This window comes from Pseudomonas sp. PGPPP1 (assembly GCF_002255865.1).
In the GTDB taxonomy this organism is placed as follows: domain Bacteria; phylum Pseudomonadota; class Gammaproteobacteria; order Pseudomonadales; family Pseudomonadaceae; genus Aquipseudomonas; species Aquipseudomonas cremoris.
The window spans coordinates 14,441-41,301 of the sequence record NZ_NKIG01000042.1 but is presented as its reverse complement, the minus strand read 5'-3'; the positions used below and the strand labels follow the sequence as shown (position 1 = coordinate 41,301).

At 60.8% G+C, this 26,861-nt stretch carries 27 protein-coding genes; 16 read left to right on the top strand and 11 right to left on the bottom strand.

The genetic code is table 11. From position 1 onward, the window contains the following. The 5 genes from glnA to ntrC all read left to right on the top strand — a co-directional run. Positions 1-911, top strand: a 911-nt coding sequence (glnA, locus tag CFE47_RS28905; RefSeq protein ID WP_286819938.1) for a type I glutamate--ammonia ligase, incomplete at its 5' end; no start/stop codon positions are given. Positions 912-1,152: 241 nt separating this feature from the next. Beyond that, positions 1,153-1,689, top strand: coding sequence for a chorismate mutase (locus CFE47_RS28900; protein ID WP_286842310.1), 537 nt, complete (start codon positions 1,153-1,155; stop codon positions 1,687-1,689). 76 nt (positions 1,690-1,765) lie between these two features. After that, on the top strand, positions 1,766-2,191 hold the full coding sequence (locus tag CFE47_RS28895) for a cupin domain-containing protein (RefSeq protein WP_286842307.1): 426 nt from the start codon (positions 1,766-1,768) through the stop codon (positions 2,189-2,191). 287 nt (positions 2,192-2,478) lie between these two features. Beyond that, positions 2,479-3,564 carry a nitrogen regulation protein NR(II) gene (gene glnL, locus CFE47_RS28890; RefSeq protein ID WP_185704734.1) on the top strand — a complete coding sequence of 362 codons (1,086 nt, stop codon included), beginning with the start codon at positions 2,479-2,481 and terminating at the stop codon, positions 3,562-3,564. Beyond that, positions 3,561-4,997 (top strand): nitrogen regulation protein NR(I), encoded by a 1,437-nt coding sequence (ntrC, locus tag CFE47_RS28885; protein WP_286842303.1) that lies wholly within the window; start codon positions 3,561-3,563, stop codon positions 4,995-4,997. Before glnL ends, ntrC begins: the two co-directional genes overlap by 4 nt. Before the next feature lie 619 nt (positions 4,998-5,616). On the opposite strand, the gene CFE47_RS28880 is transcribed toward ntrC, so the two are convergent. Beyond that, a complete protein-coding gene (locus CFE47_RS28880; RefSeq protein WP_286842302.1) occupies positions 5,617-6,057 on the bottom strand; it encodes a hypothetical protein in 441 nt (146 codons plus the stop codon). On the opposite strand from CFE47_RS28880, the gene CFE47_RS28875 reads away from it, so the two are divergent. Beyond that, positions 6,056-6,511 (top strand): tRNA (cytidine(34)-2'-O)-methyltransferase, encoded by a 456-nt coding sequence (locus tag CFE47_RS28875; protein WP_286842299.1) that lies wholly within the window; start codon positions 6,056-6,058, stop codon positions 6,509-6,511. The two genes, CFE47_RS28880 and CFE47_RS28875, sit on opposite strands and share 2 nt — an antisense overlap. 151 nt (positions 6,512-6,662) lie before the next feature. Here the strand turns inward: CFE47_RS28875 and secB are convergent, their stop codons facing one another. The 3 genes from secB to CFE47_RS28860 are packed head-to-tail and all read right to left on the bottom strand — an operon-like array spanning position 6,663 to position 7,843. After that, the gene (gene secB / locus CFE47_RS28870) at positions 6,663-7,142 is read right to left on the bottom strand and encodes a protein-export chaperone SecB (protein WP_185704729.1); all 480 of its coding nucleotides are present in this window, start codon (positions 7,140-7,142) and stop codon (positions 6,663-6,665) included. A gap of 34 nt (positions 7,143-7,176) precedes the next feature. After that, a complete protein-coding gene (grxC, locus tag CFE47_RS28865) occupies positions 7,177-7,428 on the bottom strand; it encodes a glutaredoxin 3 (protein WP_017734847.1) in 252 nt (83 codons plus the stop codon). A 1-nt stretch (position 7,429) separates the two neighbouring features. Then, positions 7,430-7,843: a rhodanese-like domain-containing protein gene (locus tag CFE47_RS28860; protein WP_185704727.1), complete on the bottom strand. Its 414-nt coding sequence runs from the start codon at positions 7,841-7,843 to the stop codon at positions 7,430-7,432. A 150-nt stretch (positions 7,844-7,993) separates the two neighbouring features. On the opposite strand from CFE47_RS28860, the gene gpmI reads away from it, so the two are divergent. From gpmI to CFE47_RS28835, 5 genes are all read left to right on the top strand, one after another. Next, positions 7,994-9,520 (top strand): 2,3-bisphosphoglycerate-independent phosphoglycerate mutase, encoded by a 1,527-nt coding sequence (gpmI, locus tag CFE47_RS28855; protein WP_286842294.1) that lies wholly within the window; start codon positions 7,994-7,996, stop codon positions 9,518-9,520. A gap of 260 nt (positions 9,521-9,780) precedes the next feature. Then, the gene (locus tag CFE47_RS28850) at positions 9,781-11,076 is read left to right on the top strand and encodes a murein hydrolase activator EnvC family protein (protein WP_286842291.1); all 1,296 of its coding nucleotides are present in this window, start codon (positions 9,781-9,783) and stop codon (positions 11,074-11,076) included. A gap of 30 nt (positions 11,077-11,106) precedes the next feature. Next, positions 11,107-12,423 (top strand): S41 family peptidase, encoded by a 1,317-nt coding sequence (locus tag CFE47_RS28845; protein ID WP_185704721.1) that lies wholly within the window; start codon positions 11,107-11,109, stop codon positions 12,421-12,423. Between the two features lies 1 nt (position 12,424). Continuing rightward, complete coding sequence (locus tag CFE47_RS28840) at positions 12,425-13,210, top strand: divergent polysaccharide deacetylase family protein (RefSeq protein WP_286842288.1); 786 nt, start codon at positions 12,425-12,427, stop codon at positions 13,208-13,210. Between the two features lie 63 nt (positions 13,211-13,273). Then, positions 13,274-14,566 (top strand): Vps62-related protein, encoded by a 1,293-nt coding sequence (locus CFE47_RS28835; RefSeq protein ID WP_286842285.1) that lies wholly within the window; start codon positions 13,274-13,276, stop codon positions 14,564-14,566. On the opposite strand, the gene CFE47_RS28830 is transcribed toward CFE47_RS28835, so the two are convergent. The 6 genes from CFE47_RS28830 to hisB all read right to left on the bottom strand — a co-directional run bounded on the left by CFE47_RS28830 (position 14,519) and on the right by hisB (position 18,387). Continuing rightward, positions 14,519-15,274, bottom strand: a complete 756-nt coding sequence (locus CFE47_RS28830) for a substrate-binding periplasmic protein (RefSeq protein ID WP_286842282.1) — start codon at positions 15,272-15,274, stop codon at positions 14,519-14,521. The genes CFE47_RS28835 and CFE47_RS28830 overlap by 48 nt on opposite strands. A gap of 66 nt (positions 15,275-15,340) precedes the next feature. Continuing rightward, on the bottom strand, positions 15,341-16,111 hold the full coding sequence (hisF, locus tag CFE47_RS28825; RefSeq protein WP_003171107.1) for an imidazole glycerol phosphate synthase subunit HisF: 771 nt from the start codon (positions 16,109-16,111) through the stop codon (positions 15,341-15,343). Between the two features lie 9 nt (positions 16,112-16,120). Beyond that, positions 16,121-16,858, bottom strand: coding sequence for a 1-(5-phosphoribosyl)-5-[(5-phosphoribosylamino)methylideneamino]imidazole-4-carboxamide isomerase (hisA, locus tag CFE47_RS28820; RefSeq protein WP_003187784.1), 738 nt, complete (start codon positions 16,856-16,858; stop codon positions 16,121-16,123). A gap of 39 nt (positions 16,859-16,897) precedes the next feature. After that, positions 16,898-17,155: a DUF2164 domain-containing protein gene (locus tag CFE47_RS28815; protein ID WP_185704713.1), complete on the bottom strand. Its 258-nt coding sequence runs from the start codon at positions 17,153-17,155 to the stop codon at positions 16,898-16,900. Then, entirely contained in the window at positions 17,156-17,794 is a 639-nt protein-coding gene (hisH, locus tag CFE47_RS28810) for an imidazole glycerol phosphate synthase subunit HisH (protein ID WP_286842277.1), read from the bottom strand. It lies immediately after the preceding gene. Then, positions 17,794-18,387 (bottom strand): imidazoleglycerol-phosphate dehydratase HisB, encoded by a 594-nt coding sequence (gene hisB / locus CFE47_RS28805; protein ID WP_003218037.1) that lies wholly within the window; start codon positions 18,385-18,387, stop codon positions 17,794-17,796. The genes hisH and hisB overlap by 1 nt, the downstream gene beginning before the upstream one ends. A gap of 253 nt (positions 18,388-18,640) precedes the next feature. Here hisB and CFE47_RS28800 point away from each other — a divergent pair, with 253 nt between their 5' ends. Both CFE47_RS28800 and CFE47_RS28795 read left to right on the top strand, forming a co-directional pair. Next, a complete protein-coding gene (locus tag CFE47_RS28800; protein WP_286842249.1) occupies positions 18,641-19,864 on the top strand; it encodes an MASE1 domain-containing protein in 1,224 nt (407 codons plus the stop codon). Between the two features lie 44 nt (positions 19,865-19,908). Then, positions 19,909-21,249, top strand: coding sequence for an HdeD family acid-resistance protein (locus CFE47_RS28795; protein ID WP_286842246.1), 1,341 nt, complete (start codon positions 19,909-19,911; stop codon positions 21,247-21,249). Positions 21,250-21,287: 38 nt separating this feature from the next. Here CFE47_RS28795 and CFE47_RS28790 read toward each other — a convergent pair whose 3' ends face one another. Next, entirely contained in the window at positions 21,288-22,949 is a 1,662-nt protein-coding gene (locus tag CFE47_RS28790; RefSeq protein WP_185704705.1) for an OFA family MFS transporter, read from the bottom strand. A gap of 325 nt (positions 22,950-23,274) precedes the next feature. Between CFE47_RS28790 and CFE47_RS28785 the strand changes: the two genes are divergently transcribed. The 3 genes from CFE47_RS28785 to CFE47_RS28775 are packed head-to-tail and all read left to right on the top strand — an operon-like array spanning position 23,275 to position 26,815. Then, entirely contained in the window at positions 23,275-25,482 is a 2,208-nt protein-coding gene (locus CFE47_RS28785) for an AsmA family protein (protein WP_286842242.1), read from the top strand. Then, positions 25,479-26,546, top strand: coding sequence for an A/G-specific adenine glycosylase (mutY, locus tag CFE47_RS28780; RefSeq protein WP_185704701.1), 1,068 nt, complete (start codon positions 25,479-25,481; stop codon positions 26,544-26,546). The genes CFE47_RS28785 and mutY overlap by 4 nt, the downstream gene beginning before the upstream one ends. Continuing rightward, positions 26,543-26,815: an oxidative damage protection protein gene (locus CFE47_RS28775; protein WP_135289115.1), complete on the top strand. Its 273-nt coding sequence runs from the start codon at positions 26,543-26,545 to the stop codon at positions 26,813-26,815. The genes mutY and CFE47_RS28775 overlap by 4 nt, the downstream gene beginning before the upstream one ends. The last annotated feature ends 46 nt before the right edge of the window (positions 26,816-26,861 follow it).

The window sequence follows — 26,861 nt, the reverse complement described above, 5'->3', positions numbered from 1 at the left end:
GCGGCAACCATGGCCACCGTCCAGGCATCAAAGGTGGTTACTTCCCAGTTCCGCCGTTCGACCACGACCACGAAATCCGTACCTCCATGTGCAACGCCATGGAAGACATGGGCCTGGTCATCGAAGTGCACCACCACGAAGTGGCCACTGCCGGTCAGAACGAAATCGGTGTGAAGTTCAACACCCTGGTTGCCAAGGCTGACGAAGTTCAAACCCTGAAGTACTGCGTACACAACACTGCCGTTGCCTACGGCCGTACCGCTACCTTCATGCCTAAGCCTCTGTACGGCGATAACGGTTCGGGTATGCACGTTCACCTGTCCATCGCCAAAGATGGCAAGAACACCTTCGCTGGCGAAGGTTATGCCGGCCTGTCCGACACCGCCCTGTACTTCATCGGCGGTATCATCAAGCACGGTAAGGCCCTGAACGGCTTCACCAACCCGTCGACCAACTCCTACAAGCGTCTGGTTCCAGGTTTCGAAGCACCAGTAATGCTGGCCTACTCGGCTCGCAACCGTTCCGCCTCGATCCGTATTCCTTACGTGTCCAGCCCTCGCGCTCGCCGTATCGAAGCACGCTTCCCGGATCCAGCAGCCAACCCGTACCTGGCCTTCGCTGCCCTGGTAATGGCCGGCCTGGACGGTATCCAGAACAAGATCCACCCTGGCGATGCCGCCGACAAAAACTTGTACGACCTGCCGCCTGAAGAGGCCAAAGAGATCCCACAAGTGTGTGGCAGCCTGAAAGAAGCCCTGGAAGAGCTGGACAAGGGCCGTGCGTTCCTGACCAAAGGCGGCGTGTTCAGCGACGACTTCATCGACGCTTACATCGGCCTGAAAAGCGAAGAAGAAATCAAGGTTCGCACCTTCGTACACCCACTGGAATACGAGCTGTACTACAGCTGCTGATCCGGTAGCGCTGCTTAACGTGGCGTGATGAAAAAGACCTCCTTCGGGAGGTCTTTTTTTGCCTGGGATTTGTCAGATGACTGCTTGGTGGTCGAGTATCCGGCTGACGCCGCTGTAGGCCTGCAAACCCCACTAAAAATGTGGGAGCGGGCTTGCTCGCGAAAGCGGGGTATCAGTCACCGCAAATGTTGACTGAACCACCGCATTCGCGAGCAAGCCCGCTCCCACAAGGAGATCTCCGTTGAAATATAGACTTTTGTTCGCTCTGCTATTCGCCAGTGCCGGCGCATCCGCTGCGCCCCCCACCCTCGAGCCTCTGCTCAACAGCATCGCCGAACGCCTGGCCATTGCCGACCAGGTCGCCCTGAGCAAATGGGACAGCAAAAAGCCTGTAGAGGACAAAAAGCGCGAACAAGAGGTCATCGCCAGCGTTGTCGCCCAGGCACCGAGCTACAAGCTGACGCCTGCCGCCGTCGAACAATTCTTTTCGGCGCAGATCGAGGCGAACAAATTGGTGCAATACACCCACCTGTCCGACTGGCAGCTTCAAGGCAAGGCGCCAGACGACAAGCGCCCTGACCTGGTCAAGCAAATTCGCCCGCAACTGGATCAACTGCAAAAACGCCTGCTGCAGCAACTGGCCGACTTCTCCCCTCAGCGCGCCGACCCACAGTGCCCGCAATGGTTGGCTCAGGCAGTACACGAACCGCTGAATGACCCCATGCGCCAACTGGCGATGATTCGTGCCACTGCAGAGTTGTGTACTCGCCCTACTTGATTCGAAGCACCGTCCTGCATCCAGCCCCCATCGGTAGAGATAGCCTGACCAGCCACTTACCGATCAGGACGGAACCATGGAGACCCACAAATGCTTGATTGCAACAACGATGGGCTTGTCGTTGCTGGGCTGCGGCACCCAGCCAAAGGACGCTGCACACATCGAAAAAGAGGTATTGCTCGAACGCAGTGAGTCGTGGGATGGCGTGCCTTACAAAGCCTATCCCTCCGGCCCACCGCAACTCACGCTGATACGCCTCAAGATCCCTGCTCACACGCAATTGCCATGGCACACTCACCCGATGCCGAACGCCGCCTACATCGTTTCCGGGGAGCTGACGGTTCAAACCCGTAAAAGCGGAGTGACTCGCACCTTGAAACAAGGGCAAACCCTCGCCGAAATGGTGGGCACCGAACACCGCGGCTTCACCGGAAACTCTGCCGTAGAGCTTCTGGTCTTTTACGCAGGTACATCTGGCATGCCGCCGTCCGAACAACATTGACCCTCCCCACGGGTCGTTCCCAGTACGCCCTGAAAACGATTCGCGCACTTCCTGAACAACCTTCACAAAACCGCACTATATTGGTGCGATAGGCTGCACCCTACCCACCTGTCCAGCCCATTTTGGTTCGAAACTTCCCGAGCAAGCTGGCAGAACGCCACAGTTTCGCGCCTAAAACCCCCATTTCAGGGGTTTCGCGCTTCTTTTCGGAGCCTTGGTTTGGTTTTTGCATTTTCCTTGTATCAGCGTGTGCCTCAAGCCCGCGCCTTGCTCCAAAAGAGGTCCTGATGACCATCAGCGATGCACTGCACCGTTTGTTACTCGACAACCTGACCACCGCGACCATCCTGCTCAACGACGACCTGCGTCTTGAGTACATGAACCCGGCGGCGGAGATGCTCCTGGCCATCAGCGGCCAGCGCAGCCATGGGCAGTTCATCAGCGAATTGTTCACCGAGTCGGCCGAAGCGTTGAGCTCGTTGCGCCAGGCGGTGGAGCAGGCACATCCGTTCACCAAGCGCGAAGCGATGCTCACCGCCCTCACCGGCCAGACGCTGACCGTCGACTACGCCGTGACCCCGATCCTGAGCAACGGCGCCACCCTGCTACTGCTCGAAGTGCACCCACGTGATCGCTTGCTGCGTATCACCAAGGAAGAGGCGCAGCTGTCCAAGCAGGAGACCAGCAAGATGCTGGTGCGCGGCCTCGCCCACGAGATCAAGAACCCGCTGGGCGGCATTCGTGGCGCAGCGCAGCTGCTGGCCCGTGAACTGCCGGAAGAGCACCTCAAGGACTACACCAACGTCATCATCGAAGAAGCCGACCGCCTGCGTAACCTGGTGGACCGCATGCTCGGCTCCAACAAGCTGCCGTCCCTGGCAATGACCAACGTGCACGAAGTGCTGGAGCGCGTTTGCCAATTGGTCGAGGCCGAAAGCCAAGGTTGCATCAACCTGGTGCGCGACTACGACCCGAGCATTCCCGACGTACTGATCGATCGTGAACAGATGATCCAGGCGGTGCTCAACATCGTGCGCAACGCCATGCAGGCCATCAGCAGCCAGAACGAGCTGCGCCTGGGCCGCATCAGCCTGCGCACGCGCGCCCTGCGCCAGTTCACCATCGGCCATGTGCGCCATCGCCTGGTGACCAAGGTCGAGATCATCGACAACGGCCCGGGCATTCCTGCGGAACTCCAGGAAACCATCTTCTTTCCCATGGTCAGTGGCCGCCCGGACGGTACCGGGCTGGGCCTGGCCATTACCCAGAACATCATCAGCCAGCATCAGGGCCTGATCGAATGTGAGAGCCATCCTGGCCACACCACCTTCTCGATCTTTCTGCCACTGGAACAAGGAGCCCCATCGACATGAGCCGTAGTGAAACTGTCTGGATCGTCGATGACGACCGTTCTATCCGCTGGGTCCTCGAGAAAGCCTTGCAACAGGAAGGCATGACCACCCAGAGCTTCGACAGCGCCGACGGCGTGATGAGCCGCCTGGCGCGCCAGCAGCCGGACGTGATCATCTCCGACATCCGCATGCCCGGTGCCAGTGGCCTGGACCTGTTGGCTCGCATTCGAGAGCAGCACCCGCGCCTGCCGGTGATCATCATGACCGCGCACTCGGACCTGGACAGCGCTGTCGCGTCTTACCAGGGCGGTGCGTTCGAATACCTGCCCAAGCCGTTCGACGTGGACGAGGCAGTGGCGCTGGTCAAGCGCGCCAACCAGCACGCCCAGGAACAGCAGAGCCAGGAAGCGCCACCGACCCTGACCCGCACCCCGGAAATCATCGGCGAAGCGCCGGCGATGCAGGAAGTGTTTCGCGCCATCGGGCGCTTGAGCCACTCCAACATCACCGTGCTGATCAACGGTGAGTCGGGCACGGGTAAAGAGTTGGTGGCCCACGCCCTGCACCGTCACAGCCCACGGGCGGCCTCGCCATTTATCGCGCTGAACATGGCGGCGATTCCAAAGGACTTGATGGAGTCCGAGCTGTTCGGCCATGAAAAGGGCGCCTTCACCGGTGCGGCCAACTTGCGTCGCGGGCGTTTTGAGCAAGCTGACGGCGGCACCTTGTTCCTTGATGAAATCGGCGACATGCCGGCCGACACCCAGACCCGCCTGCTGCGGGTACTGGCGGACGGTGAGTTCTATCGCGTCGGCGGGCACACCCCGGTCAAGGTTGACGTGCGCATCATTGCGGCGACGCACCAGAACCTGGAAACCCTGGTGCACGCGGGCAAGTTCCGTGAGGACTTGTTCCACCGCCTCAACGTGATCCGAATCCACATCCCGCGCATGTCGGACCGCCGCGAAGACATCCCGACCCTGGCCCGCCACTTCCTCAGCCGCGCCGCCCAGGAGCTGGCCGTCGAGCCGAAGCTGCTGAAAAGCGAAACCGAGGAATACCTGAAGAACCTGCCGTGGCCCGGCAACGTGCGCCAGCTGGAGAACACCTGCCGCTGGATCACCGTCATGGCGTCCGGTCGCGAAGTGCACATCAGCGACCTGCCGCCTGAACTGCTGAGCCTGCCGCAGGACTCGGCCCCGGTGACCAACTGGGAGCAGGCGCTGCGCCAATGGGCCGACCAGGCCCTGGCTCGCGGCCAGTCGAACCTGCTGGATAGCGCCGTGCCGGCGTTCGAGCGGATCATGATCGAGACTGCCTTGAAGCACACCGCCGGCCGCCGTCGCGATGCTGCGGTGTTGCTGGGTTGGGGGCGTAATACCCTGACGCGCAAGATCAAGGAGCTGGGGATGAAGGTGGATGGTGGGGATGATGACGAGGGTGATGAAAGCTAAATCCCAGATCCACTGAAGATCTACTGTGGGAGCCGGGCTTGCCCGCGATGGCGGAGTGTCAGTCGCCGAATAAGTCGACTGATGCTCCACCATCGCAGGCAAGCCAGCTCCCACAGTTGTTTTGTTTAAGACCACAGGCCGTGCACCGCTTGAATGCACCATGAACCGGCATCGGGCACGGTTTCATCGCCCACAATGCAGGCTCGCTTGAAAGAAACCTAAAAGCCGAAACCACCAAAGCCCCGCATTCCGGGGCTTTGCGCTTTATAAAGATATTTTTTAGTGTAACCAGACAACTCTGGCACGCGCCCTGCAATAACCCCTGTACAACCCAGTTTCGGGGACCTTGGTACAGGCAGGCCGAGAATCCCCTCTTTACATCCGGGGTGCTTGATGCGAACCGCGTCGCGCTCCATACCGCTTTGGGGAACCTTGGTACAGGCAGGCCGGGGATTCCCTCTTTAACACCGAAGCCCTTGCGGCTTCACCCCGTTTTGGGAGCCCTGGTACAGGCAGGCCGGGAACTCCCTTCTTTACACCCGGGGCTTATGTGGCACAGCGCCCATAGCTCCAACCCGTTTTGGGGACCTTGGTACAGGCAGGCCGGGGATTCCCTCTTTTATTGCTCTTGGAGATGGATCTCCAGCCGCCAACGGCCTTCGGCCTTCTCGCCCCTCCACTCCCCGCGCAATGGCCGAGCCGCCACCAGGTTCAGCAGCAAGCCGCCATCGGTTTTGCGAATGCGCCAATTCACATCCTTGTCATTGACCTTGAGCTGCCCACTGGCCGCTTTGCCCTGGGCGTCGAACAGCAGCGCCACGGTGCCGTCGATATGCTCGCCGTGCAGCTTGGGTTCGCTGTTGAACCACACCACCACACCGTCCGCCGCTGTATCCACCTGCTGCAGTTCGATGGGGTCCGGGGTGGTGAGGCGGCCAATCATCAGGCCCACCATCACGCCGACAATCGCCAAAGAGCCCATGACCTTCGGCATTAGCTTCGGTCTTGGGTCCTCTTCGGGGGTAGAATGCAGCGCATCTTTACCTTCGGAGCCGTGCATGTTTCACGTCATCCTTTTTCAACCAGAAATTCCGCCGAACACCGGCAACGTTATCAGGCTGTGCGCCAACAGTGGCTGCCACCTGCATTTGATCGAACCCCTGGGCTTCGACATGGACGACAAGCGCCTGCGTCGCGCCGGGCTGGACTACCACGAGTACGCCACGCTCAAGCGCCACCCCGACCTGGCCAGCTGCCTGGAAAGCCTGGGGCATCCGCGGCTGTTTGCGTTCACCACCAAGGGTTCGCAGCCGTTTCATGATGTCAGCTTCGCAGAGGGCGATGCCTTCCTGTTTGGCCCCGAGAGTCGCGGCCTGCCGGCGGAGGTGCTGGATGCCCTGCCTGATGGCCATCGCCTGCGGTTGCCGATGCGCGAAGGGTGCCGCAGCTTGAACCTGTCCAACACCGTGGCGGTTGCCGTCTACGAAGGCTGGCGCCAACTGGGCTTTAAATAACACCGCAGAACAAATGTGGGAGCGGGCTTGTGTGGGAGCTGGCTTGCCTGCGATACGAGCACCCCGGTGTGTCTGTCACACCGCAGTGATGCTATCGCAGGCAAGCCAGCTCCCACAGCAAGCCCGCTCCCACATTTTTTACCGTGTCGACTTACTGAACGGTCGACGAACCTTCCTGTTGCATGCGCTGCAGCTCTTGAGCGTACAGGGCATCGAAGTTCACCGGAGCCAGCATCAGCGCTGGGAACGAGCCACGGGTGACCAGGCTGTCCAGGGTCTCGCGGGCATACGGGAACAGGATGTTCGGGCAGAACGCGCCCAGGGTGTGGCTCATGGACGCTTCGTCCAGGCCCTGGATCAGGAAGATACCGGCCTGTTGCACTTCAGCAATGAAGGCGACTTCTTCACCGTTCTTGACGGTGACCGACAGGGTCAGCACGACTTCGTGGAAGTCACCTTCCAGCGGCTTTTGACGAGTGTTCAGGTCCAGCGCAACGCTTGGGGTCCATTCCTGGCGGAAGATGGCCGGGCTTTTCGGCGCTTCAAACGACAGGTCACGCACGTAGATGCGCTGCAGCGAAAACTGTGGGCCTTGGTCTTGCGCAGCTTCGGTGTTCTGTTGGTCAGTCATCGCAGATCCTTGTGATCTTGGGGTCTTTTAGGGGTTAGGCGAGCAGCGCATCAAGCTTACCGGCGCGCTCCAGGGCAAACAGGTCGTCGCAACCACCGATGTGCTTGGCACCGATCCAGATTTGCGGCACGGACGTGCGCCCCGCCTTCTGGGCCATTTCGGCGCGCACCTGGGGTTTGCCGTCGACCTTGATCTCTTCGAAGGCAACGCCCTTTTTCTCAAGCAGGGCCTTGGCCCGCATGCAGTAAGGGCACCAATCGCTGGAGTACACGACAACCTGGCTCATATCACTTCACCAGCGGGAGGTTATCGGCCTTCCAGCTGCCGATACCGCCGGACAGCTTGGCGGCGGTGAAACCGGTCTTGAGCATTTCGCGGGCGTGGGTGCCGGCGTGCTGGCCTTGGGCGTCGACCAGGATGATGGTCTTGGCTTTGTATTTTTCAAGCTCCGCCAGGCGCGCGATCAGCTTGTCCTGTGGAATGTTCAGGGCACCGACGATGTGGCCGGCGGCGAATTCCTTGGCCGGGCGGATATCGACAACCACGGCTTCGTCCTTGTTGACCAGCGCGGTCAGCTCCGCCGTGCTCAGGCTGCGGCCACCGCGGCTCAGCTCGTGAGCGATCAGCAGTGCCAGCAGGATGACGAAGGCACCCACAAGCAGGTAGTGGGCAGTGGCAAATGCAATCAGGTGATCAACCATCAAGGAGGTTCCAGGGCGTTAAAATGGCGGTAAGTATACACAGCCGCCATGGGGGGCCAACCCCCGTAAAGCGGTGACGTGGTCGGAACTTCGCTTTAAACTGCCACTCCCTTTTCAATTGTCTTCCTTATTAGCGCCGCGAGAGGATCTATGACTACTACGCCTAAACCTTTGGTCCTGATAATTCTCGATGGCTTCGGACACAGTGAAAGCCACCACGACAACGCGGTGTACGCGGCCAAGAAGCCGGTCCTCGACCGCCTGACCGCCACCGTCCCCAACGGCCTGATCTCCGGCTCCGGCATGGATGTAGGCCTGCCGGACGGCCAGATGGGCAACTCGGAAGTCGGCCACATGAACCTGGGCGCCGGACGAGTGGTCTATCAAGACTTCACTCGCGTGACCAAAGCGATCCGTGATGGTGAGTTCTTCGAGAACCCGACCATCTGCGCCGCAGTCGATAAAGCCGTGGCCGCCGGCAAGGCCGTGCACTTCATGGGCCTGCTGTCGGACGGTGGCGTACACAGCCACCAGGACCACTTGGTCGCCATGGCCGAACTGGCGTTCAAGCGCGGCGCCGACAAGATCTACCTGCACGCCTTCCTCGACGGCCGTGACACTCCGCCGAAAAGCGCGCAGTCGTCCATCGAACTGCTGGACGCCACCTTCGCTGCCCTGGGCAAAGGTCGCATCGCCAGCCTGGTCGGCCGTTATTTCGCCATGGACCGCGACAACCGCTGGGACCGCGTGTCCCAGGCCTACAACCTGATTGTCGACGGCCAGGCTGAATTCCACGCTGCCACCGCCCAGGAAGGCCTGGAAGCCGCCTACGCCCGTGGCGAGAGCGACGAGTTCGTCAAAGCCACCACCATCGGCGAGCCGGTGAAAGTGGAAGACGGCGACGCCGTGGTGTTCATGAACTTCCGCGCCGACCGCGCCCGCGAGCTCAGCCGCGTATTTGTCGAAGACGGCTTCAAAGAGTTCGAACGCGCACGCCAGCCAAAGGTGCAGTACGTCGGCCTGACCCAATACGCCGCCAGCATTCCAGCGCCTGCCGCCTTCGCACCGGGCAGCCTGGAAAACGTGCTGGGCGACTACCTGGCCAAGAACGGCAAGACCCAACTGCGCATCGCCGAAACCGAAAAATACGCGCACGTGACCTTCTTCTTCTCCGGCGGCCGTGAAGAACCGTTCCCGGGCGAAGAGCGCATCCTGATTCCATCGCCAAAAGTCGCCACCTACGACCTGCAGCCGGAAATGAGCGCGCCGGAAGTCACCGACAAGATCGTCGACGCCATTGAGCACCAGCGTTATGACGTGATCGTGGTCAACTACGCCAACGGTGACATGGTCGGCCACAGCGGCAACCTGGAAGCCGCGACCAAGGCCGTGGAATGCCTGGACACGTGCGTAGGCCGCATCGTAGAGGCGCTGGAAAAAGTTGGCGGCGAAGCGCTGATCACTGCTGACCACGGCAACTGCGAACAAATGTCCGATGAGTCCACCGGTCAGGCCCACACTGCGCACACGACCGAGCCGGTGCCGTTCATCTATGTCGGCAAGCGTGATTTGAAAGTGCGCGAAGGCGGCGTGCTGGCGGACGTGGCGCCGACCATGCTGAAGCTGATGGGGCTGGAGAAGCCAGTGGAGATGACCGGCACTTCGATTCTGGTCTGATCCAAAGCGCACCACAAAACCAGTGTGGGAGCGGGCTTGCTCGCGAATGCGGTAGTTCAGCCGATATTTTCGGCGACTGACACACCGCATTCGCGAGCAAGCCCGCTCCCACATTTGTTTTGCACAGCTTTCAGAGATGTCTTTTAGCCATACCCTCGCCACTCGGCAGCTATCTTGCCCCCCAGCCCGAATTGGGCGTTTTTTTTGCCGCAGTTGGCGGGCATACTAGGCCGTCCATTTCCCTGGTGTCGCCCGCCTCTATGCTTCGCGCCTTGATTACCCTCGCTCTTGTCTGCCTGCTCCAACCGGCGTTTGCCGATGAGCGCGCACAAACCCAACAACAGTTGGACGCTACGCGTCAGGACATTACCGAGCTGAAAAAACTGCTCGGCAAGCTCCAGGAAGAGAAATCCGGGGTGCAGAAAGACCTGCGCGGCACGGAAACCGAGATGGGCAAGCTGGAGAAGCAGGTCCAGGAGCTGCAAAAAGAATTAAAGAAGAGCGAGTCGGAACTGGAGCGACTCGACGCTGAGAAAAAAAAACTCCAGAGCGCACGCGTTGAACAGCAACGCCTGATCGCTATCCAGGCTCGCGCCGCCTACCAGAGCGGCCGCCAGGAATACCTCAAGCTGCTGCTCAACCAGCAGAACCCGGAAAAATTCGCCCGCACCCTCACTTACTACGACTACCTGAGCAAGGCTCGCCTGGAGCAATTGAAAAGCTTCAACGAGACGCTGCGCCAGTTGGTCAATGTCGAGCAGGAAATCGCCAACCAGCAATCGCAGCTGGAAGACCAGAAAACCGCCCTCAACGCCCAGCGTGACGAACTGGACAAGGTGCGCAAGGAACGCCAACTGGCCCTGGCCAAGCTCAATGACGACGTAAAGGCCCGTGACGCCAAGCTGCAGGCCCGCGAGCAAGACCAGGCCGACCTGGCCAAAGTGCTCAAGACCATCGAAGAAACCCTGGCTCGCCAGGCACGTGAGGCCGAAGACGCGCGGCAAAAAGCGCTGATCGCCCAGCAGGAAGCCGAAAAAAAGCGCCAGCGTGAGGCCGAACTGGCAGCCACCTCGGACGCCCCGGCACCGCGTAAACCGGCGCATGCAGCCCCTGGCCCGCTGGTTTCCAGTGCCGGCGAGAACTTCGGCGGCCCTTTTGCTTCAGCACGCGGCAAACTTCCATGGCCAGTTGATGGTCGATTACTGGCACGCTTTGGGGAAACCCGTGGCGATGACACCCGTGCGAAATGGGATGGCGTGATGATCAGCGCCTCCGCCGGCAGCCAGGTGCATGCCGTTCATGGTGGGCGCGTGGTGTTTGCCGATTGGTTGCGGGGCGCCGGTTTGTTGGTGATTCTTGACCACGGTAATGGCTATTTGAGCCTTTACGGCCACAATCAGACTTTACTCAAGTCGGCAGGTGATGTTGTAAAAGCCGGTGAATCCATCTCCACTGTCGGTAACAGTGGTGGCCAGGACACCCCGGCGCTGTACTTCGCTATTCGTCAGCAGGGTCGCCCGAGCGATCCTGCACAATGGTGCCGTTCCCAAGGATAGGGCCGCATCTACATTAGGAGTTCGTTCGACATGCTGCATTTGTCCCGCCTCACTTCGCTGGCCCTGACCATCGCCCTGGTGATCGGTGCGCCGCTGGCGTTTGCCGACCAGGCAGCCCCAGCCGCACCCGCTGCGAGCGCCGCGACCACCAAGGCGCCGCTGCCGCTGGACGAGCTGCGCACCTTTGCCGAGGTCATGGACCGCATCAAGGCCGCGTATGTCGAACCCGTAGACGACAAGACCCTGCTGGAGAATGCCATCAAGGGCATGCTCAGCAACCTTGATCCGCACTCCGCCTACCTGGGCCCGGAAGATTTCGCCGAGCTGCAGGAAAGCACCAGCGGTGAATTCGGCGGCTTGGGCATCGAAGTCGGCTCCGAAGACGGCAACGTCAAGGTCGTGTCGCCCATCGACGACACTCCAGCGTCCAAGGCCGGCATCCAGGCCGGCGATTTTATCGTCAAGATCAATGGCCAGCCAACGCGCGGCCAGACCATGACCGAAGCCGTCGACAAGATGCGCGGCAAGATCGGCCAAAAAATCACCCTGACCCTGGTGCGCGACGGCGGCACGCCGTTCGACGTGACGCTGACCCGCGCGACCATCACGGTCAAGAGCGTGAAGAGCCAGTTGCTGGAGTCCGGCTACGGCTACATCCGTATTACCCAATTCCAGGTCAAGACCGGCGACGAAGTGGCCAAGGCCCTGGCCAAGCTGCGTAAAGACAACGGCAAGAAGCTTAACGGCATCGTGCTGGACCTGCGTAACAACCCAGGCGGCGTGCTGCAGGCAGCGGTGGAAGTGGTCGATCACTTCATTACCAAAGGCCTGATCGTGTACACCAAGGGCCGTATCGCCAACTCCGAGCTGCGGTTCTCGGCCACCGGCAACGACCTCAGCGAAGGCGTGCCACTGGCCGTGCTGATCAACGGCGGCAGCGCCTCGGCGTCGGAAATCGTCGCCGGCGCCCTGCAAGACCAGAAGCGCGGCGTGCTGATGGGCACCACCAGCTTCGGTAAAGGCTCGGTGCAAACCGTGTTGCCGCTGAACAATGATCGCGCGCTGAAAATCACCACGGCGCTGTACTACACGCCAAACGGCCGCTCGATCCAGGCCCAGGGCATCGTGCCGGACATCGAAGTGCGCAAGGCCAAGATCACCAGCGAGTCCGATGGCGAGTACTACAAAGAGGCGGACCTGCAAGGTCACCTGGGCAATGGCAACGGCGGTGCCGACCAGCCAACCGGCAGCGGCACCAAAGCCAAGCCGATGCCGCAGGACGATGACTATCAACTGGCCCAGGCGCTGAGCCTGCTTAAGGGCTTGAGCATTACTCGCAGCCGTTGATATGCGTTTTGCCCTGATCATCGCTGTGCTTTGCAGCCTGGCAGGGGTCGCCCACGCGGCCCCTGCCGGCGAACCTCATAAAGCCTACCTGACCCTCATCATCGACGACCTCGGGCAAAACCTGCCTCGGGATCGTCGCGTGTTGGCCCTGCCTGGTCCTGTGACCACGGCGATCATGCCCGACACCCCCCACGCCGCCGAGTTTGCCCGCGAAGCCCACAAGGCCGGCAAGATCGTGATCCTGCACATGCCCATGGACCCGGCCACCGGCCCGTTTGCCTGGCACCCCGACCTGCCCATCGAAGAACTCGGCAAACGCCTGGAAGCCGCCTTCAAGGCCGTGCCCTACACCGCCGGCATCAACAATCATATGGGCAGCCGCATGACCGCCCAGCCGCAAGCGATGGCCTGGCTGATGGCCGAACTGCAGCGACGCAACAAGTTTTTCGTCGACAGCCGCACCAGCGCGCAGACCGTCGCGGCGGCCGAAGCCCAGAAGATCGGGTTGGCCCATGTCTCGCGGGATGTGTTCCTCGATGACGAACGCACCGAAGCCGCCATCACCACCCAATTGCAGACAGCAATCAAGTTGGCCCATAAGCAAGGTTCGGCGGTGATGATCGGTCACCCTTATCCACAGACGCTGGCGGTGCTCGAACGTGAATTGCCCAAGCTCAAGGCCCAGGGCGTCGACTGGATTGATATCAAGTTGATGATCAGCGTGCGCAGCAATCAGGCGATGGCTGCACATGGAAAAAACGGCACCTACGTGCCCGCGCACAGATAGATACCGCTCGGCCCCGCACGCACTGCTCGATAGTTGAAGCTCCAATCAACTGGAGAGCCCTCCATGAAGCCTTTGCAATATAAAGATCTGCTAATCAGCTTTACCAGCGAGTTTCTGCCTGTGTGGAGCGACAAGACATCTGGCGCGCACAAAGCCGTCGGTCTCTGGCGCCCCAGCTCAGCATCCAATGAACTGATTTCGTTTTTTCCCCTGGGGGATGTTGCGGTCGACCACTATCGCAATATCAACAATCGCAAAGTCGTTGCAGTGGTCAGCGACGTCAACAACATTGATGGCACCGCCCTGCGCCCACCGCTCGATTATCAGTTGGTGTGGCACGATAAAGGATCAGGCGCACGAAACGACGCGTCCATTTGGCGTCCAGTGCCGCCAGAAGGCTATGTCGCGATGGGGCTGGTGCACGGCGTGGATTACGACAAACCCTCGACCCAGGCCGTGCGCTGTGTTCGCGAAGACCTGGTGGTGGCCTCCCAGGTCGGCAAGCTGATATGGGATGACAAGGGCAGCGGCTCTGACAACGATTTGAGTATCTGGTCTGTTAATGCGCCCGATGCATCCGCCGGCGAGCTCTATCTGGCCCCCGGCACGTTCGTTGGCACTGACAGCTACTCCAAAAAGGGCCTTGTCACCTATTCGCTGCGCCTGGAACTGACCGCGCAATTCAACCCGCTCCCCCCACCGCCCGCCCTCACCGGGCACGAAAGCCCGGCGCCGGATGAAACCACGTCCACGTCCCATGTCTGCGAGCTGCCCTGGTTCTGCGTAAAAGACCCCGAATTGGCGGCGATCGAACAGCTGCAATCGTCGCCGGTTTACAGGCTTGAGCGCACGGATCGTCATCTTTTTGCAGGCTTTGGGCACAACACAGAGGCGACCAGCCAGCCTTTCATGTGGACAGCCACCAAAGGCGAAGCGGGATGGAACGCCTGGGCCCTGACGGCTAACACGAGCATTGACCTGTATAAAGAGTGGCCCGCGCGCGCGAATGCCTTCGAGTTGAGCTTCTCGGCACATCTGGATCGGAACTTCACCCACACCCAACGTACTGCGAAAGGCTGGACACAATCTTCGCCGCTGGAAATCATCACTTACGTCCCGCCAAAGAAAGCCGTGGCGGCGTACTTGATACAGAGTGAGTTCCGTCTGCTGCGCCAGGACGACAGCCAAGTGTCGGGCACGGTGATCTATACCAATGGCGACCAGGTGTATATGAGCGAATCCCCCGAAGCCAAACCATTGCCGGAAGAGATGCCCGCCCTCCAGCAAGCGCCTCCAGCAGAACCTGAGCTAGAGGTATCCGGCCATGATCCGATCGACGACACCCTCGCCCCGTAACTGATCAAGTGCCGCCTGAAGCTTGGCGACCACCTCATCGGGCACGTCTTTGTTCAGGGCCAGGTACAGCTGGGCGCTGTTGAAACGTAAGACAGTTTTCAGTTGGGTCACCCCGACCTGGCGGGCCAGGTAACGGCCCGCCGGATCACCGGTGGCCCACAAGTCAATTTGGCCATCCACCAGCTTTTGCGCGTTGTCCTGGTCACGCAGCGCAACAATCGGGTTGAGCCCCTGCTTCTCCAGGGTCTCTGCAATGGCATCGCCCTTATAGGCGCCGATCTTGTAGCGCCGTGCTTGCTCAAGGTCGGCCAACTCGATCTTGCTGTCGGCTTTCGCCAGCATCACCCAATCGTCCGGGCCGATGGGGCCAACCCATTTGAATAGCGCCTCCCGGTCGGGCAGGCGCGCCATCACGAATACGCCGTAGCCGGGTTTTTCCAGGGCGAGCTTGTAGATGCGCTCCCAAGGGAAACGCAGGGTTAGGTTGTAGGAGATGCCGGCGCGCTTGAAGGTCTCGCGCACGATGTCCACGGCGATGCCTTCGATGTTCTCTTCTTTGGCGAAGTTCTTGCCGTTTTTCGCCATGTTGTACGGCGGGAAGTTTTCCGTCAGCAACACCAAGGCGGTGCCGGACGGTTCCTCAGCGTGGGCCGAACCCACCAGGAGGATGGACGTACTGGCGAGGGCAAGCAGCAAGTGTTTGAACATGAAGGTTACCGAAATCCATGGCAAGCGCAGAGAGTGCCCCGCGCCTGCCATGGTGTCCAGCAGCGTTTAGCGAACGACGATACCGCGCGCAGCCATGTAGGCCTTGGCCTCGGGAACGGTGTATTCGCCAAAGTGGAAAATACTCGCCGCCAGCACTGCACTGGCGTGGCCTTCGATCACGCCGTCGGCCAGGTGTTGCAGGTTGCCGACGCCACCCGAGGCGATCACCGGAATGCCCAGTGCATCACTGATGGCGCGGGTCACGCCGAGGTCGAAGCCGTTTTTCATGCCGTCCTGGTCCATGCTGGTCAGCAGGATTTCACCGGCGCCCAGGCCTTCCATCTTCATCGCCCACTCCACCGCGTCGAGGCCGGTCGGCTTGCGACCGCCGTGGGTGAAGATTTCCCAGCGCGGGGTTTCGCCCGGGCCGGAAACCTTCTTGGCGTCGATGGCCACCACGATGCATTGCGAGCCAAAGTGCTGCGCGGCCTCGCCGACAAACTCCGGGTTGAACACGGCGGCGGTGTTGATCGAAACCTTGTCCGCGCCGGCATTGAGCAGGTTGCGGATGTCTTGCACGGTGCGCACGCCACCGCCCACGGTCAGCGGGATAAAGACCTGGCTGGCCATGCGCTCCACGGTATGCAATGTGGTGTCGCGGCCGTCGACGCTGGCGGTGATGTCGAGGAAGGTAATCTCGTCGGCACCCTGCTCATCGTAGCGACGGGCAATTTCCACCGGGTCGCCGGCGTCGCGGATGTTCTCGAACTTGACGCCCTTGACCACGCGACCGTTGTCGACGTCCAGGCAAGGGATGATGCGTTTGGCCAGCGCCATGGTCAGTCCTCAGCCGTTGTAGGCGTCGCAGTAAGCCTGGGCTTCGGCAACGTCCAGGGTACCTTCGTAGATCGCACGACCGGTGATGGCGCCGATGATGCCAGGCGCCTTGGCGTCCAGCAGCGACTTGATGTCACCCAGGTTGTGGATACCACCGGATGCAATCACCGGGATCTTGGTAGCCGCCGCCAACGCAGCGGTGAACGGTACGTTGCAGCCCTGCATCATGCCGTCTTTGGCAATGTCGGTATAAACGATGGCAGACACGCCGTCGGCTTCGAACTGCTTGGCCAGGTCAATCACCTGCACGGTGCTGATTTCGGCCCAGCCGTCGGTGGCGACGAAACCGTCCTTGGCGTCCAGGCCAACGATGACCTTGCCAGGGAACGCGCGGCACGCTTCGGCGACAAAGGCCGGGTCTTTCACCGCCTTGGTGCCGATGATCACGTAGCTCACGCCTGCCTTGACGTAGTGCTCGATGGTTTCCAGCGAGCGAATACCGCCGCCGATCTGGATCGGCAGGTTCGGGTAACGCTTGGCGATGGCGGTAACCACCTCGCCGTTGACCGGTTGGCCTTCGAAGGCGCCGTTCAAGTCCACCAGATGCAGGCGACGGCAGCCTCCTTCTACCCATTTGGCAGCCATGCTCACCGGGTCATCGGAGAACACGGTGGAGTCTTCCATGCGGCCTTGGCGCAGACGTACGCAGGCGCCGTCCTTGAGATCGATAGCGGGGATAATCAGCATCTGGCAAACCTTATTCGATATTCAGCAATGCTTGGGAAATCAGGGTTTCTCAAGCGACCACAAGTCGCTTTCGATGCTTTCGAACCTTTCTTTAAGGAGCGTCTGCGTGTCGAAAATCGCCTTGTTGTAATAGTGCGGAGCAACTTCGGTGGTGAACAGTTCGAGGATCTCGGCGACCTCGAACGAACCCAGCTTCAGCTCGAAGCGATCTTCCATGAAACGCTTGATCTTGAGGGTAGCCTCACTCTCCTGTTCGGGCGTGAGGTTCAAGACCGGCAACTTCGGCTTGCGGCTCATTTACCAGCGCCCATCCCAGGCGGCGAAGTTCTGCAGCAATTGCAGGCCATGGGTATGGCTCTTCTCCGGATGGAACTGCACGGCAAAGCGCGAACCTTCGGCCAGCGCAGCGGCGAAGTCGACGCCGTAGTGCCCACCACCCACCACCTGGCCCGGCTTACCGGCGGCGATGTAGTAGCTGTGCACGAAGTAGAAACGCGCCATGTCCGGCACGTCGTGCCACAGCGGGTGATCCACGGTCTGGCGCACTTCGTTCCAGCCCATGTGCGGGACTTTCAGGTGTTCGCCGTCCTCGTGCAGGTCCTTGCCGAAGAACTTCACCTGGCCCGGGAACAGGCCGATGCAGTCGACGCCGTCGTTCTCTTCACTGCTGTCGAGCAGGGCTTGCATGCCCACGCAGATGCCGAGAAACGGACGATCCTGGCTGACCTCGCGCACCAGGCTGTCAAAGCCCAGGCGGCGGATCTCGGCCATGCAATCGCGAATCGCGCCGACGCCGGGGAATACCACTCGGTCAGCTTCGCGAATCACCTGTGCATCGCTGGTGATCAGCACCTTGCCGGCACCTACGTGTTCGAGGGCCTTGGCCACCGAGTGCAGGTTACCCATGCCGTAATCGATAACCGCGACCGTCTGCATTACAGGACGCCCTTGGTCGAAGGCATCTGCCCGGCCATGCGGTCATCGAGCTCAACCGCCATGCGCAGTGCGCGGCCGAAAGCCTTGAACACGGTTTCGATCTGGTGGTGGGTGTTGGTACCGCGCAGGTTGTCGATGTGCAGGCTGACAAGCGCGTGGTTGACGAAACCCTGGAAGAATTCCTGGAACAGGTCGACGTCAAAGCCACCCACGGTGGCGCGGGTGTACGGCACGTGCATCTGCAGGCCTGGGCGGCCGGAGAAGTCGATGACCACACGCGACAGCGCTTCGTCCAGCGGGACATAGGCGTGGCCGTAGCGACGGATGCCTTTTTTGTCGCCGATGGCCTTGGCAAACGCCTGGCCGAGGGTGATACCGACATCCTCCACGGTGTGGTGGTCGTCGATATGCAGGTCGCCCTTGCTGACGATATCCAGGTCGATCAGCCCGTGACGGGCGATCTGGTCCAGCATGTGCTCAAGAAAAGGTACACCGATATCAAATCGGGCCTTTCCGGTGCCATCCAGGTTGATCGAGGCTTTGATCTGGGTTTCCAGAGTGTCGCGCTCGACGGACGCCTTACGTTCGGCCATCACCAGCTCCGCAAAATCATTGGGCGAAAAAGGCAGCCATTATAGGGGCGCGGGCGCCAAACAGAAACATCGAAGGGGATAAGACTGATGGAGTGCCGTTGTTAGACATGTGCGTACAACCAGACGCTCCAGGATGGTGCGCACCAAACAATTACCCGGAACCCCATGACGGCTTCGCTGTACCATAAACTCTAAGTTTAAACCTGATGAATACTGAACCGTGACGATACCGAACGCCTTACGGCGCACTGGCGTGCTTTTCCTGTGGGCCCTGGTCTACTACGTGTCCGGCGTTGCGTCGCTGGCCTTTGAAGATCCCGTCTCGAACATGGCGATTATCTGGTTCCCGGCAGGCGTTTCGGTGTCGGCGTTCCTGAGTTCCCAGCGCAACCACTGGCCGATGCTGTTCGTGGCGCTGCTGGCCGCAAGAGTGCTGCTGGGCGAACACGGGTGGCATGCCTTGCTGCCCACCCTCGCGTTTTCAGCGGTGGCGCTGGCGGGTTCGGTGGCCATCGCCTGGCTGGTGCGCCACTTCGCGCGGCGGGGCGATGACGTGCATGCCATCGTCTTGTGGCTGGTGGCAACGGTAGCGGTGTGTGGTGCCCAGGCGCTGATCAGGAAAACCTGGTTGTTACTGGCCGGGGAGGCTTCGCAACACACGTTCCTGAGCAACTGGATGTCCGGCGTCAACGGCGTGTTCTTCGCGACGGTGGTGGTGATGAACGTGCTGAACAGCAACCTGCGCGACTTCCCCACCTCGACGCGGGAAAAAGCCGCCGGCGGCCTGTGCCTGCTGCTTCTGGCACTGAACACCTGGTACATCTTCGGGGCCCCGCCGGGTTGGCTCACCAGCATCCTGGACACCGACGCCGGTGCGGCGGTGTATTTCCTCCTGGCGTGCCTGCCCATCGCGCTGACGCTCGCGGTCTGCGTGGCCTGGCGCAGTCCCGGCGGCTCCATGGCGCTGCTGGTGCTGGGCAGCATCGTGGTCAATTACACCGACCAGAAGACCGGCCCGTTCTATGTGCCCGGTCTGCTGGAAGGCGAGCCTTTGTTGTTGGCGCAAAGTTACCTGTCGATCACCGCGCTGCTGGTGGTAGCCGTGCGCCTGATGACCCAATCCAACAAGCCCTACGACCCAGAAACCGGGCGGCTGCCGGGTGAAGGCGTGATGTACCAACTGCACCCCGGCACGGGCGAGATTGTGTGGGATGACAACCTGGCGACGTTGCTGGACGTTGGCACGCTGCCGATGAACACCGTGCGGCACGTGCTGAACCGTGTGCACCCGGAAGATCGCGACAAGCTCGAACGCCATTGGTCTGCGGACGTCGGCCTGCGTGCGTCGTCGCTGGCCTTTCGCATCGACAAGGGCAACGGAGACTGGCTCACCCTCTACGACCAGAGCCCCGGTGCCCTTAGGGATGCGACGGGACAAGTGATTGTCGGCAACTGGCAAACCAACCGTTATTCCTGATTTTTTATCGTTGGCAATTCGCGTTTACCTGTACGAGTGTGTTCATGATTCAGATTGCTTTACTGCTGTTCGGCGTTGAATTCGTCCGTTCCAAATTCTGGTTTCTCGGACTGGTCGGCATCGTCTGGGGCGCGCTGGGCCTGGGCGTCATGATCGACGGGCTGGATGGCGAGTTGTATTTCCCACTGCGCGCGTTCGGGCTGCTGTTGCTGCTGGAAAGCATTGTGACCCTGAGCGTGGCGTCCAGCGGCGTCGGCACGCAACGCGCGGTGCTGTTCTTCAAGGGCGGCATCTGCTTTTTCGTGGCGGTGCTGATCTTGGCCGACAAGGTCTACAGCAACCTGCTGCTGGCGATCATCTTTGGCTTTACCTACTTTGTGATCGGCTTGCTGGCGATCACTTCGGCCTGGGTGGTGCGGTTTCCACGCTGGCGTTCGGCGCTGCTGAGCGGCGGCGTGCAGGTGGTGTTCGCCGTGCTGCTGGTGAGCCCCTACCCGATCAGCAACAGCGCAACCGTGTCGTTTTTCCTCGGGGCACTGATGATTGTCAGCGGCTTGAATACCGTGCGTATCGCTCGTCGCGTACAGCGCTTGCGCCACGGCACCTCGACCTTTGAATTGCTGGCGCCCCGAGACCTGTTGTCGGACTTCAAAAAGCTGCCACCCGAAGAACCACAGCCGGAACAGCCCGAGCCAGAGGCACCTGGCAACGACCCTCTGGTGGTGCATATCTGGACACCAGAAGGCACGGCCAGCGCGGCCACAATCCCCCGCCCGATCATCAATCGCTACATTGCCGCGGTGGATGCGCAGGGTGTGATTTCAACCGGTCACGCGGCCATTGAGCTGTCGCCATCGGTGTATTTGAGCCTGTACCCGGTCGCCGACATCGACCGTTCACCGTCGGAGTTCTTCCGCATCCTCAAGGCGACCCGCAACAACGACGTGCCTGGGACCTTCCTGCCGGACTACGCCACCGAAGTGGCCAACTGGTGCGATTCGGACCGCAAGATCGTGTTCCACCAGTACAGCCGCAAGGCCTTGGTCGAGTTCTCGAACAACTATCGTCGGCAAGCCACCTACAACCTGACCTACCGCAACTGCTCAAGCAGCGTGGCATTTGCCCTGGAAGCGTCGATGGATGGTGTGTTGTCGGAACGGTCGCGACGTTGGCGTTCGGTGCTGCAGACCCTGCTCATGCCTGAGCTGTGGATTGCCGCGCAAGTGCGCAAGCGCGCAATGACGATGGCCTGGACGCCCGGTTTGGTGATGGATTACGCACGCGCCCTGCGGGTGATCGTGCACCCGGTGCCACGGCCATGGTTCCAGCGGATCCCATGGCGTGGCGCTTCCAGCAAGCCCTTGCCAGACAAGAAGCAGGACTAGTACCGGGGCCTCTCACTTTGCGTGAGAGGCTATACGTATCAGTGGAACAGTACCGCGGTTTTTTGCAGGGTCACCCAAACACCCCACGCCAACGGAATACCGACCACCAGCCAGGCAGCAATCGCCAATGGCACGCTACCAGAAGCCGCTTTCCACTCCAGCGAAGTGGTGGCGTCAGCCCCTTTGTCATGACCCAGCGCTTGCTCAGCCGCCAGTTCGGCGTCGGTCATGAAGTACTTGTCGGCTACCGGACGCACCAGCAAGTTGCAGATGAAACCCAGCACCAGCAGGCCGGCGAGGATATACAAGGTGATGTCGTAAGCGGCAGCGCGTTCAACGCCGATGCTCAGTTGATATTCACGCAGGTAGTTCACCAATACCGGGCCCAATACACCCGCAGCCGCCCAAGCGGTGAGCAGGCGACCGTGGATCGCGCCCACCATCTGCGTGCCGAACAGGTCGGCCAGGTACGCCGGCACGGTCGCAAAACCACCGCCGTACATCGACAGGATGATGCAGAACGCCGCCACGAACAGCGAAACGTTGCCCAGGTGGCCAAGGTTCGGGATCAGCGCGTACAGGGCAAAACCCAGGGCGAAGAACACGAAGTAAGTGTTTTTACGGCCCAGATAGTCGGAGAACGACGCCCAGAAGAACCGGCCACCGATGTTGAACAGGCTCAGCAACCCGGTGAAGCCCGCAGCGATAGCCGCGATGGAGGCCAATTGACCGGCATCCAGTTGACCGAACGGCACATCCACACCCAGCAACTTGCCGCCGAACACTTCCTGCAGCAGCGGCGAAGCCATGCCGAGGATGCCGATACCGGCAGATACGTTCAGGCACAGCACCAGCCAGACCAGGCGGAATTGCGGGGTTTTCCACGCCACATTCACGTGGACGTGACGGTGGGTGATCATCGCGTTGCTGGCTTTTTTCGCCGGCGCGGTCCAGCCCTCAGGCTTCCAACCGGTTGGCGGAACACGATAGGAAAGTGCGCCGCCGATCATGAACACGAAGTAGATCGCGGCCATCACCAGGAAGCTCTGCCACACGCCTACGCTGGTTGGCGTAGCGAAGTGGCCCATCAATGCCGCTGCCAACGGGGCGCCTACCATCGCGCCGCCGCCGAAGCCCATGATCGCCATGCCGGTAGCCATGCCGCGCTTGTCCGGGAACCACTTGATCAGGGTCGACACGGGCGAGATATAGCCCAGGCCCAGGCCGATACCGCCAATGACCCCGGAGCCGATCCACATCAGCCAGATCTGGTGGGTATAGATGCCCAACGCCGAGATCAACAGACCGCCACACCAGCACAATGCCGATACAACGCCAGCCTTACGCGGCCCGGCATGCTCCAGCCAGCCGCCCCAGATCGCTGCCGAGCAGCCCAGGAAGATGAAGAACAGGGTGTAGATCCAGCCCAGCATGGAGATGGGCCAGTCGCATTGGGACGAGAAGACTTGTGCGATGAAGCTCATGTCCGGCGCGCAGGCGACCGGCTTGGTGACGCCCAGTGCCTTGGACAGCGGCAACCAGAACACCGAGAAACCGTAGGCCATGCCGATGCACAGGTGGATGGCCAGCGCGGCCGGTGGAACCAGCCAGCGGTTGAACCCGGGCTTGGCGATAATGCGTTCCTTGGACAGGAAAGCAGGCTGCGCGGCAGTTGAAGCTGCCGCAGTGCTAGTGCTCATTGGTGTTTCCCCCAGTTGTTAGTATGTGTCCGTCAGGCGCTCTCTCCCTCGGCCTTGCACGCAGAGTGTTGGCCGTTGTTTTGAGTAAAGCTCCATTTGAGCGCGACGCTATGTCGCAGAAGGCAGACGAACCGGCGCAGATTAGCACCTGCGGGTGACAGAAAAACCAAACTGATATCACCTTTTTCGGAATATCTGTTTTGTTTGACGCCAAATTCCCGTTTTGCTGGGGCTGGATACAATGTAACGATCTGCGAACTGACGTACGGTTAGCGGCGTTATACTCTGCGGCTAAATTTTGAAATCGACATACAAGGACTCGCCCATGAAAGCGTTCGGCAAAATCCTGGGTCTGGTACTTCTCGGGCTGTTGCTGATCATTGTGGCTCTGGGCTTTGCCCTGACCCATCTCTTCGATCCCAACGACTATAAAGACGAGATTCGCCAGATTGCCCGCGACAAGGCCCACATCGAGCTGACGCTCAATGGCGACATCGGCTGGAGCCTGTTTCCTTGGCTCGGCCTGGAGCTGCACGAAGCCAGCGTGGCGACCCTGACCAATCCAACCCAACCGTTCGCCGACCTGCAGATGCTCGGCCTGTCGGTCCGCGTGCTGCCGCTGCTGCGCCGTGAAGTGCAGATGAGCGACGTGCGCGTCGAGGGCCTGAACCTACGCCTCAACCGCGACAAGCAAGGCCATGGCAACTGGGAGGACATCGGCAAGAACGTGACCCAGACGACTACCGGCGCCCCCGCCACGGTAGAACAACCGGCCGACGAGCCTGAAAAACCATCCAAGCCGATTCGCCTGGACATTGACAGCCTGACCATCAACAACGCCCGCGTTGAATACAATGACGAGCAGACCGGCAAGCAGTTCAGCGCCGAAAGCATTCAGTTGAGCGCCGGCGCCGTGCACGAAGGCGCCAGCATTCCGGTAAAACTCACCGCCTTCTTCGGCAGCAACCAGCCGGTGATGCGCATCAAGACCGAGCTCAACGGTAACCTGCGCATCCAGCGCGCCCTCAAGCGCTACCAGTTCGAAGACATGAAGATCACTGGCGAAGCCACGGGCGAGCCGCTGCAAGGCAAGACCGTGAGCTTCTCCACCCAAGGCCAGTTGCTGGTGGACCAAGCGGCGAATATCGCCGAGTGGACCAACCTGAAACTCTCGGCCAACCAACTGCGTGCCTTGGGCGAACTGAAGGTCAACAACCTGGACAAGACCCCGCAATTCAGCGGCGCCCTGTCCATCGCCCAGTTTGACCTGGCCAAGTTCCTCGACAGCGTTGGCCATCCGCTGCCGCCCATGGCCGAAGGCAGCCTGAGCAAGGTCGAGCTGGTCAGCCGCCTCACCGGCACGCCGACCAGCGCGGCCTTTGAAGACTTGAACCTGAAACTCGACGGCAGCACCTTCACGGGTCGCCTCGCCGTGGACGACTTTGCCAAGCAGTCGCTGCGAGTCCAGCTCAAGGGCGACACCTTCAACGCTGACAACTACCTGCCGGCCAAGTCCGAATCCGCCAAGGGCGCGGCCGCCGCACGCCAGGCCGAAGTCCAGAACAGCGAGGCTGGCGCCATGGCCGCCGGTGGCACCACCCCGCTGCCGGATGCCCCGACCAAAGGCGCCTGGAGCACCGACAAACTGTTGCCATTGCCTCGCCTGCGCACGCTGGACGTGAACGCCGACCTCTCCTTCGGCCAACTGACCTTGAGCAAGCTGCCGATCCAGAATGCTGCACTGAAAGCGTCCGGCATTGATGGCCAACTCAAGCTCGACACCCTCAGCGGCGGCCTCTACAACGGCACATTCCAGGCTAACGGCAACCTCGACGTGCGCCAGGATATTCCCGTGCTGGCGCTGCAAACCCACATCAAGCAAGTGCCGGTCGAACGGATCCTGCAAGCCCAAGGGCAAACGCCGCCAGTGAAGGGCCAGATCACCCTCGACAGCAATCTCAGCGGCCGTGGCAACAGCCAAAAAGCCCTGATCGACAGCCTCAACGGCACTGCCAGCTTTGTGATCAACAACGGCGTGCTGCTCAACGCCAACCTTGAACAGCAACTGTGCACCGGTATCGCCCTGCTCAACCGCAAGACCTTGAGCACCACACCGCAGGGCAAGGACACGCCATTCCAGGAGTTGAAGGGCAACCTGACGTTCCGCAACGGCGTCGCCAGCAACCCGGACCTGAAAGTGCGCATTCCTGGCCTGACGGTGAACGGCAACGGTGACGTCGACCTGCGTGTGCTGGGCATGGATTACCGCGTCGGCATCATCGTCGAAGGCGACCAGCGCGACGTACCGGACCCTGCCTGCCAGGTGGGTTCCAATTTCCAGAACATCGAAGTCCCGCTGCGCTGCCGTGGCCCGCTGGAACTGGGCGCCAAGGCGTGCCGCCTGGACAAGGACGGCCTGAGCCAGGTGGCGATCAAGGCTGCTGGCAACAAGCTAAGCGAGAAGCTGGAAGAGAAACTCGACAAGGTTAATCCACAACTCAAAGATGCTTTGAAAGGCCTGTTCAAGCGATGAGAAACGAGCAGTTTTCAACGGCGGTGCTGGACTGGTACGACCGCCACGGTCGCCATGACCTGCCCTGGCAACAGGGCATAACGCCCTACCGGGTGTGGGTCTCGGAGATCATGCTGCAACAGACCCAGGTGAGCACCGTGCTCAATTACTTCGACCGGTTCATGGCCTCCTTGCCGACGGTCGAAGCCCTGGCCGCCGCGCCCGAAGATGAAGTGCTGCACCTGTGGACGGGCCTGGGTTATTACACCCGGGCGCGCAACCTGCAGAAGACCGCGAAAATTGTCGTGGCCGAGTACGGCGGCGAATTTCCCAGGGATGTGGAAAAGCTCACCGAATTGCCAGGCATCGGCCTCTCCACCGCCGGCGCAATCGCCAGCCTGAGCATGGGCCTGCGCGCACCGATCCTCGACGGCAACGTCAAGCGCGTGCTGGCTCGCTTTACCGCCCAGGAGGGCTACCCGGGCGAACCCAAGGTCGCCAAGCAGCTGTGGGCGACCGCAGAGCGCTTCACGCCACACGACCGCGTCAACGCCTACACCCAGGCGATGATGGACATGGGCGCCACCCTCTGCACCCGCAGCAAACCCAGCTGCCTGCTGTGCCCGCTGGAAAAAGGCTGCGAAGCCCACATGCTCGGCCTGGAGACACGCTACCCCATCCCCAAGCCGCGCAAGACCATCCCTCAGAAGCGCACGCTGATGCCCATGCTGGCGAACGCCGAGGGCGCGATCCTGCTTTACCGCCGCCCATCGACAGGGCTATGGGGTGGACTGTGGAGCTTGCCGGAATTGGACGACCTGCAAGACCTGGAACACCTCGCCCACCAGCACGCATTGGAACTGGGCAAGCAACAGGAGCTGCCGGGGTTGATCCACACCTTCAGCCATTTTCAACTGGCGATCGAACCCTGGCTGGTCCAGGTCGAGGAATCGGCCCATCACGTGGCCGAGGCCGACTGGCTCTGGTATAACCTCGCCACCCCGCCGCGCCTGGGCCTTGCCGCCCCGGTAAAAAAACTGCTGAAGCGCGCGGCCGACGTATTGAATGCAGGAGTGTCGTCATGACCCGCACCGTAATGTGCCGCAAGTACAAAGAAGAACTGCCAGCCTTGGAGCGCCCTCCGTATCCGGGCGCCAAGGGCCAGGACATCTACGACCACGTCTCTGCCAAAGCCTGGGCCGACTGGCTGAAACACCAGACCCTGCTGATCAACGAAAAACGCCTGAACATGATGAACGCCGAAGACCGCAAATATTTGGCAGGCGAGATGGACAAGTTCTTTTCCGGCGAGGATTACGCCAAGGCCGACGGTTACGTGCCGCCTGCTCAATAATTGATCAAAAACCGGGGTCGGCACGTAAGCGACGGTAATAATTAAA

What these genes read in the sequence shown, in the direction of transcription:
- CFE47_RS28830 (WP_286842282.1), bottom strand. Translation starts at nt 15,274, where the DNA reads ATGTTCAAACACTTGCTGCTTGCCCTCGCCAGTACGTCCATCCTCCTG.
- hisH (WP_286842277.1), bottom strand. Translation starts at nt 17,794, where the DNA reads ATGCAGACGGTCGCGGTTATCGATTACGGCATGGGTAACCTGCACTCG.
- CFE47_RS28795 (WP_286842246.1), top strand. Translation starts at nt 19,909, where the DNA reads ATGATTCAGATTGCTTTACTGCTGTTCGGCGTTGAATTCGTCCGTTCC.
- secB (WP_185704729.1), bottom strand. Translation starts at nt 7,142, where the DNA reads ATGACTGACCAACAGAACACCGAAGCTGCGCAAGACCAAGGCCCACAG.
- CFE47_RS28895 (WP_286842307.1), top strand. Translation starts at nt 1,766, where the DNA reads ATGGAGACCCACAAATGCTTGATTGCAACAACGATGGGCTTGTCGTTG.
- CFE47_RS28790 (WP_185704705.1), bottom strand. Translation starts at nt 22,949, where the DNA reads ATGAGCACTAGCACTGCGGCAGCTTCAACTGCCGCGCAGCCTGCTTTC.
- CFE47_RS28875 (WP_286842299.1), top strand. Translation starts at nt 6,056, where the DNA reads ATGTTTCACGTCATCCTTTTTCAACCAGAAATTCCGCCGAACACCGGC.
- hisF (WP_003171107.1), bottom strand. Translation starts at nt 16,111, where the DNA reads ATGGCGCTGGCCAAACGCATCATCCCTTGCCTGGACGTCGACAACGGT.
- CFE47_RS28850 (WP_286842291.1), top strand. Translation starts at nt 9,781, where the DNA reads ATGCTTCGCGCCTTGATTACCCTCGCTCTTGTCTGCCTGCTCCAACCG.
- ntrC (WP_286842303.1), top strand. Translation starts at nt 3,561, where the DNA reads ATGAGCCGTAGTGAAACTGTCTGGATCGTCGATGACGACCGTTCTATC.
- hisB (WP_003218037.1), bottom strand. Translation starts at nt 18,387, where the DNA reads ATGGCCGAACGTAAGGCGTCCGTCGAGCGCGACACTCTGGAAACCCAG.
- mutY (WP_185704701.1), top strand. Translation starts at nt 25,479, where the DNA reads ATGAGAAACGAGCAGTTTTCAACGGCGGTGCTGGACTGGTACGACCGC.
- hisA (WP_003187784.1), bottom strand. Translation starts at nt 16,858, where the DNA reads ATGCTGATTATCCCCGCTATCGATCTCAAGGACGGCGCCTGCGTACGT.
- CFE47_RS28775 (WP_135289115.1), top strand. Translation starts at nt 26,543, where the DNA reads ATGACCCGCACCGTAATGTGCCGCAAGTACAAAGAAGAACTGCCAGCC.
- CFE47_RS28880 (WP_286842302.1), bottom strand. Translation starts at nt 6,057, where the DNA reads ATGCACGGCTCCGAAGGTAAAGATGCGCTGCATTCTACCCCCGAAGAG.
- glnL (WP_185704734.1), top strand. Translation starts at nt 2,479, where the DNA reads ATGACCATCAGCGATGCACTGCACCGTTTGTTACTCGACAACCTGACC.
- CFE47_RS28785 (WP_286842242.1), top strand. Translation starts at nt 23,275, where the DNA reads ATGAAAGCGTTCGGCAAAATCCTGGGTCTGGTACTTCTCGGGCTGTTG.
- gpmI (WP_286842294.1), top strand. Translation starts at nt 7,994, where the DNA reads ATGACTACTACGCCTAAACCTTTGGTCCTGATAATTCTCGATGGCTTC.
- grxC (WP_017734847.1), bottom strand. Translation starts at nt 7,428, where the DNA reads ATGAGCCAGGTTGTCGTGTACTCCAGCGATTGGTGCCCTTACTGCATG.
- CFE47_RS28840 (WP_286842288.1), top strand. Translation starts at nt 12,425, where the DNA reads ATGCGTTTTGCCCTGATCATCGCTGTGCTTTGCAGCCTGGCAGGGGTC.
- CFE47_RS28815 (WP_185704713.1), bottom strand. Translation starts at nt 17,155, where the DNA reads ATGAGCCGCAAGCCGAAGTTGCCGGTCTTGAACCTCACGCCCGAACAG.
- CFE47_RS28835 (WP_286842285.1), top strand. Translation starts at nt 13,274, where the DNA reads ATGAAGCCTTTGCAATATAAAGATCTGCTAATCAGCTTTACCAGCGAG.
- CFE47_RS28845 (WP_185704721.1), top strand. Translation starts at nt 11,107, where the DNA reads ATGCTGCATTTGTCCCGCCTCACTTCGCTGGCCCTGACCATCGCCCTG.
- CFE47_RS28860 (WP_185704727.1), bottom strand. Translation starts at nt 7,843, where the DNA reads ATGGTTGATCACCTGATTGCATTTGCCACTGCCCACTACCTGCTTGTG.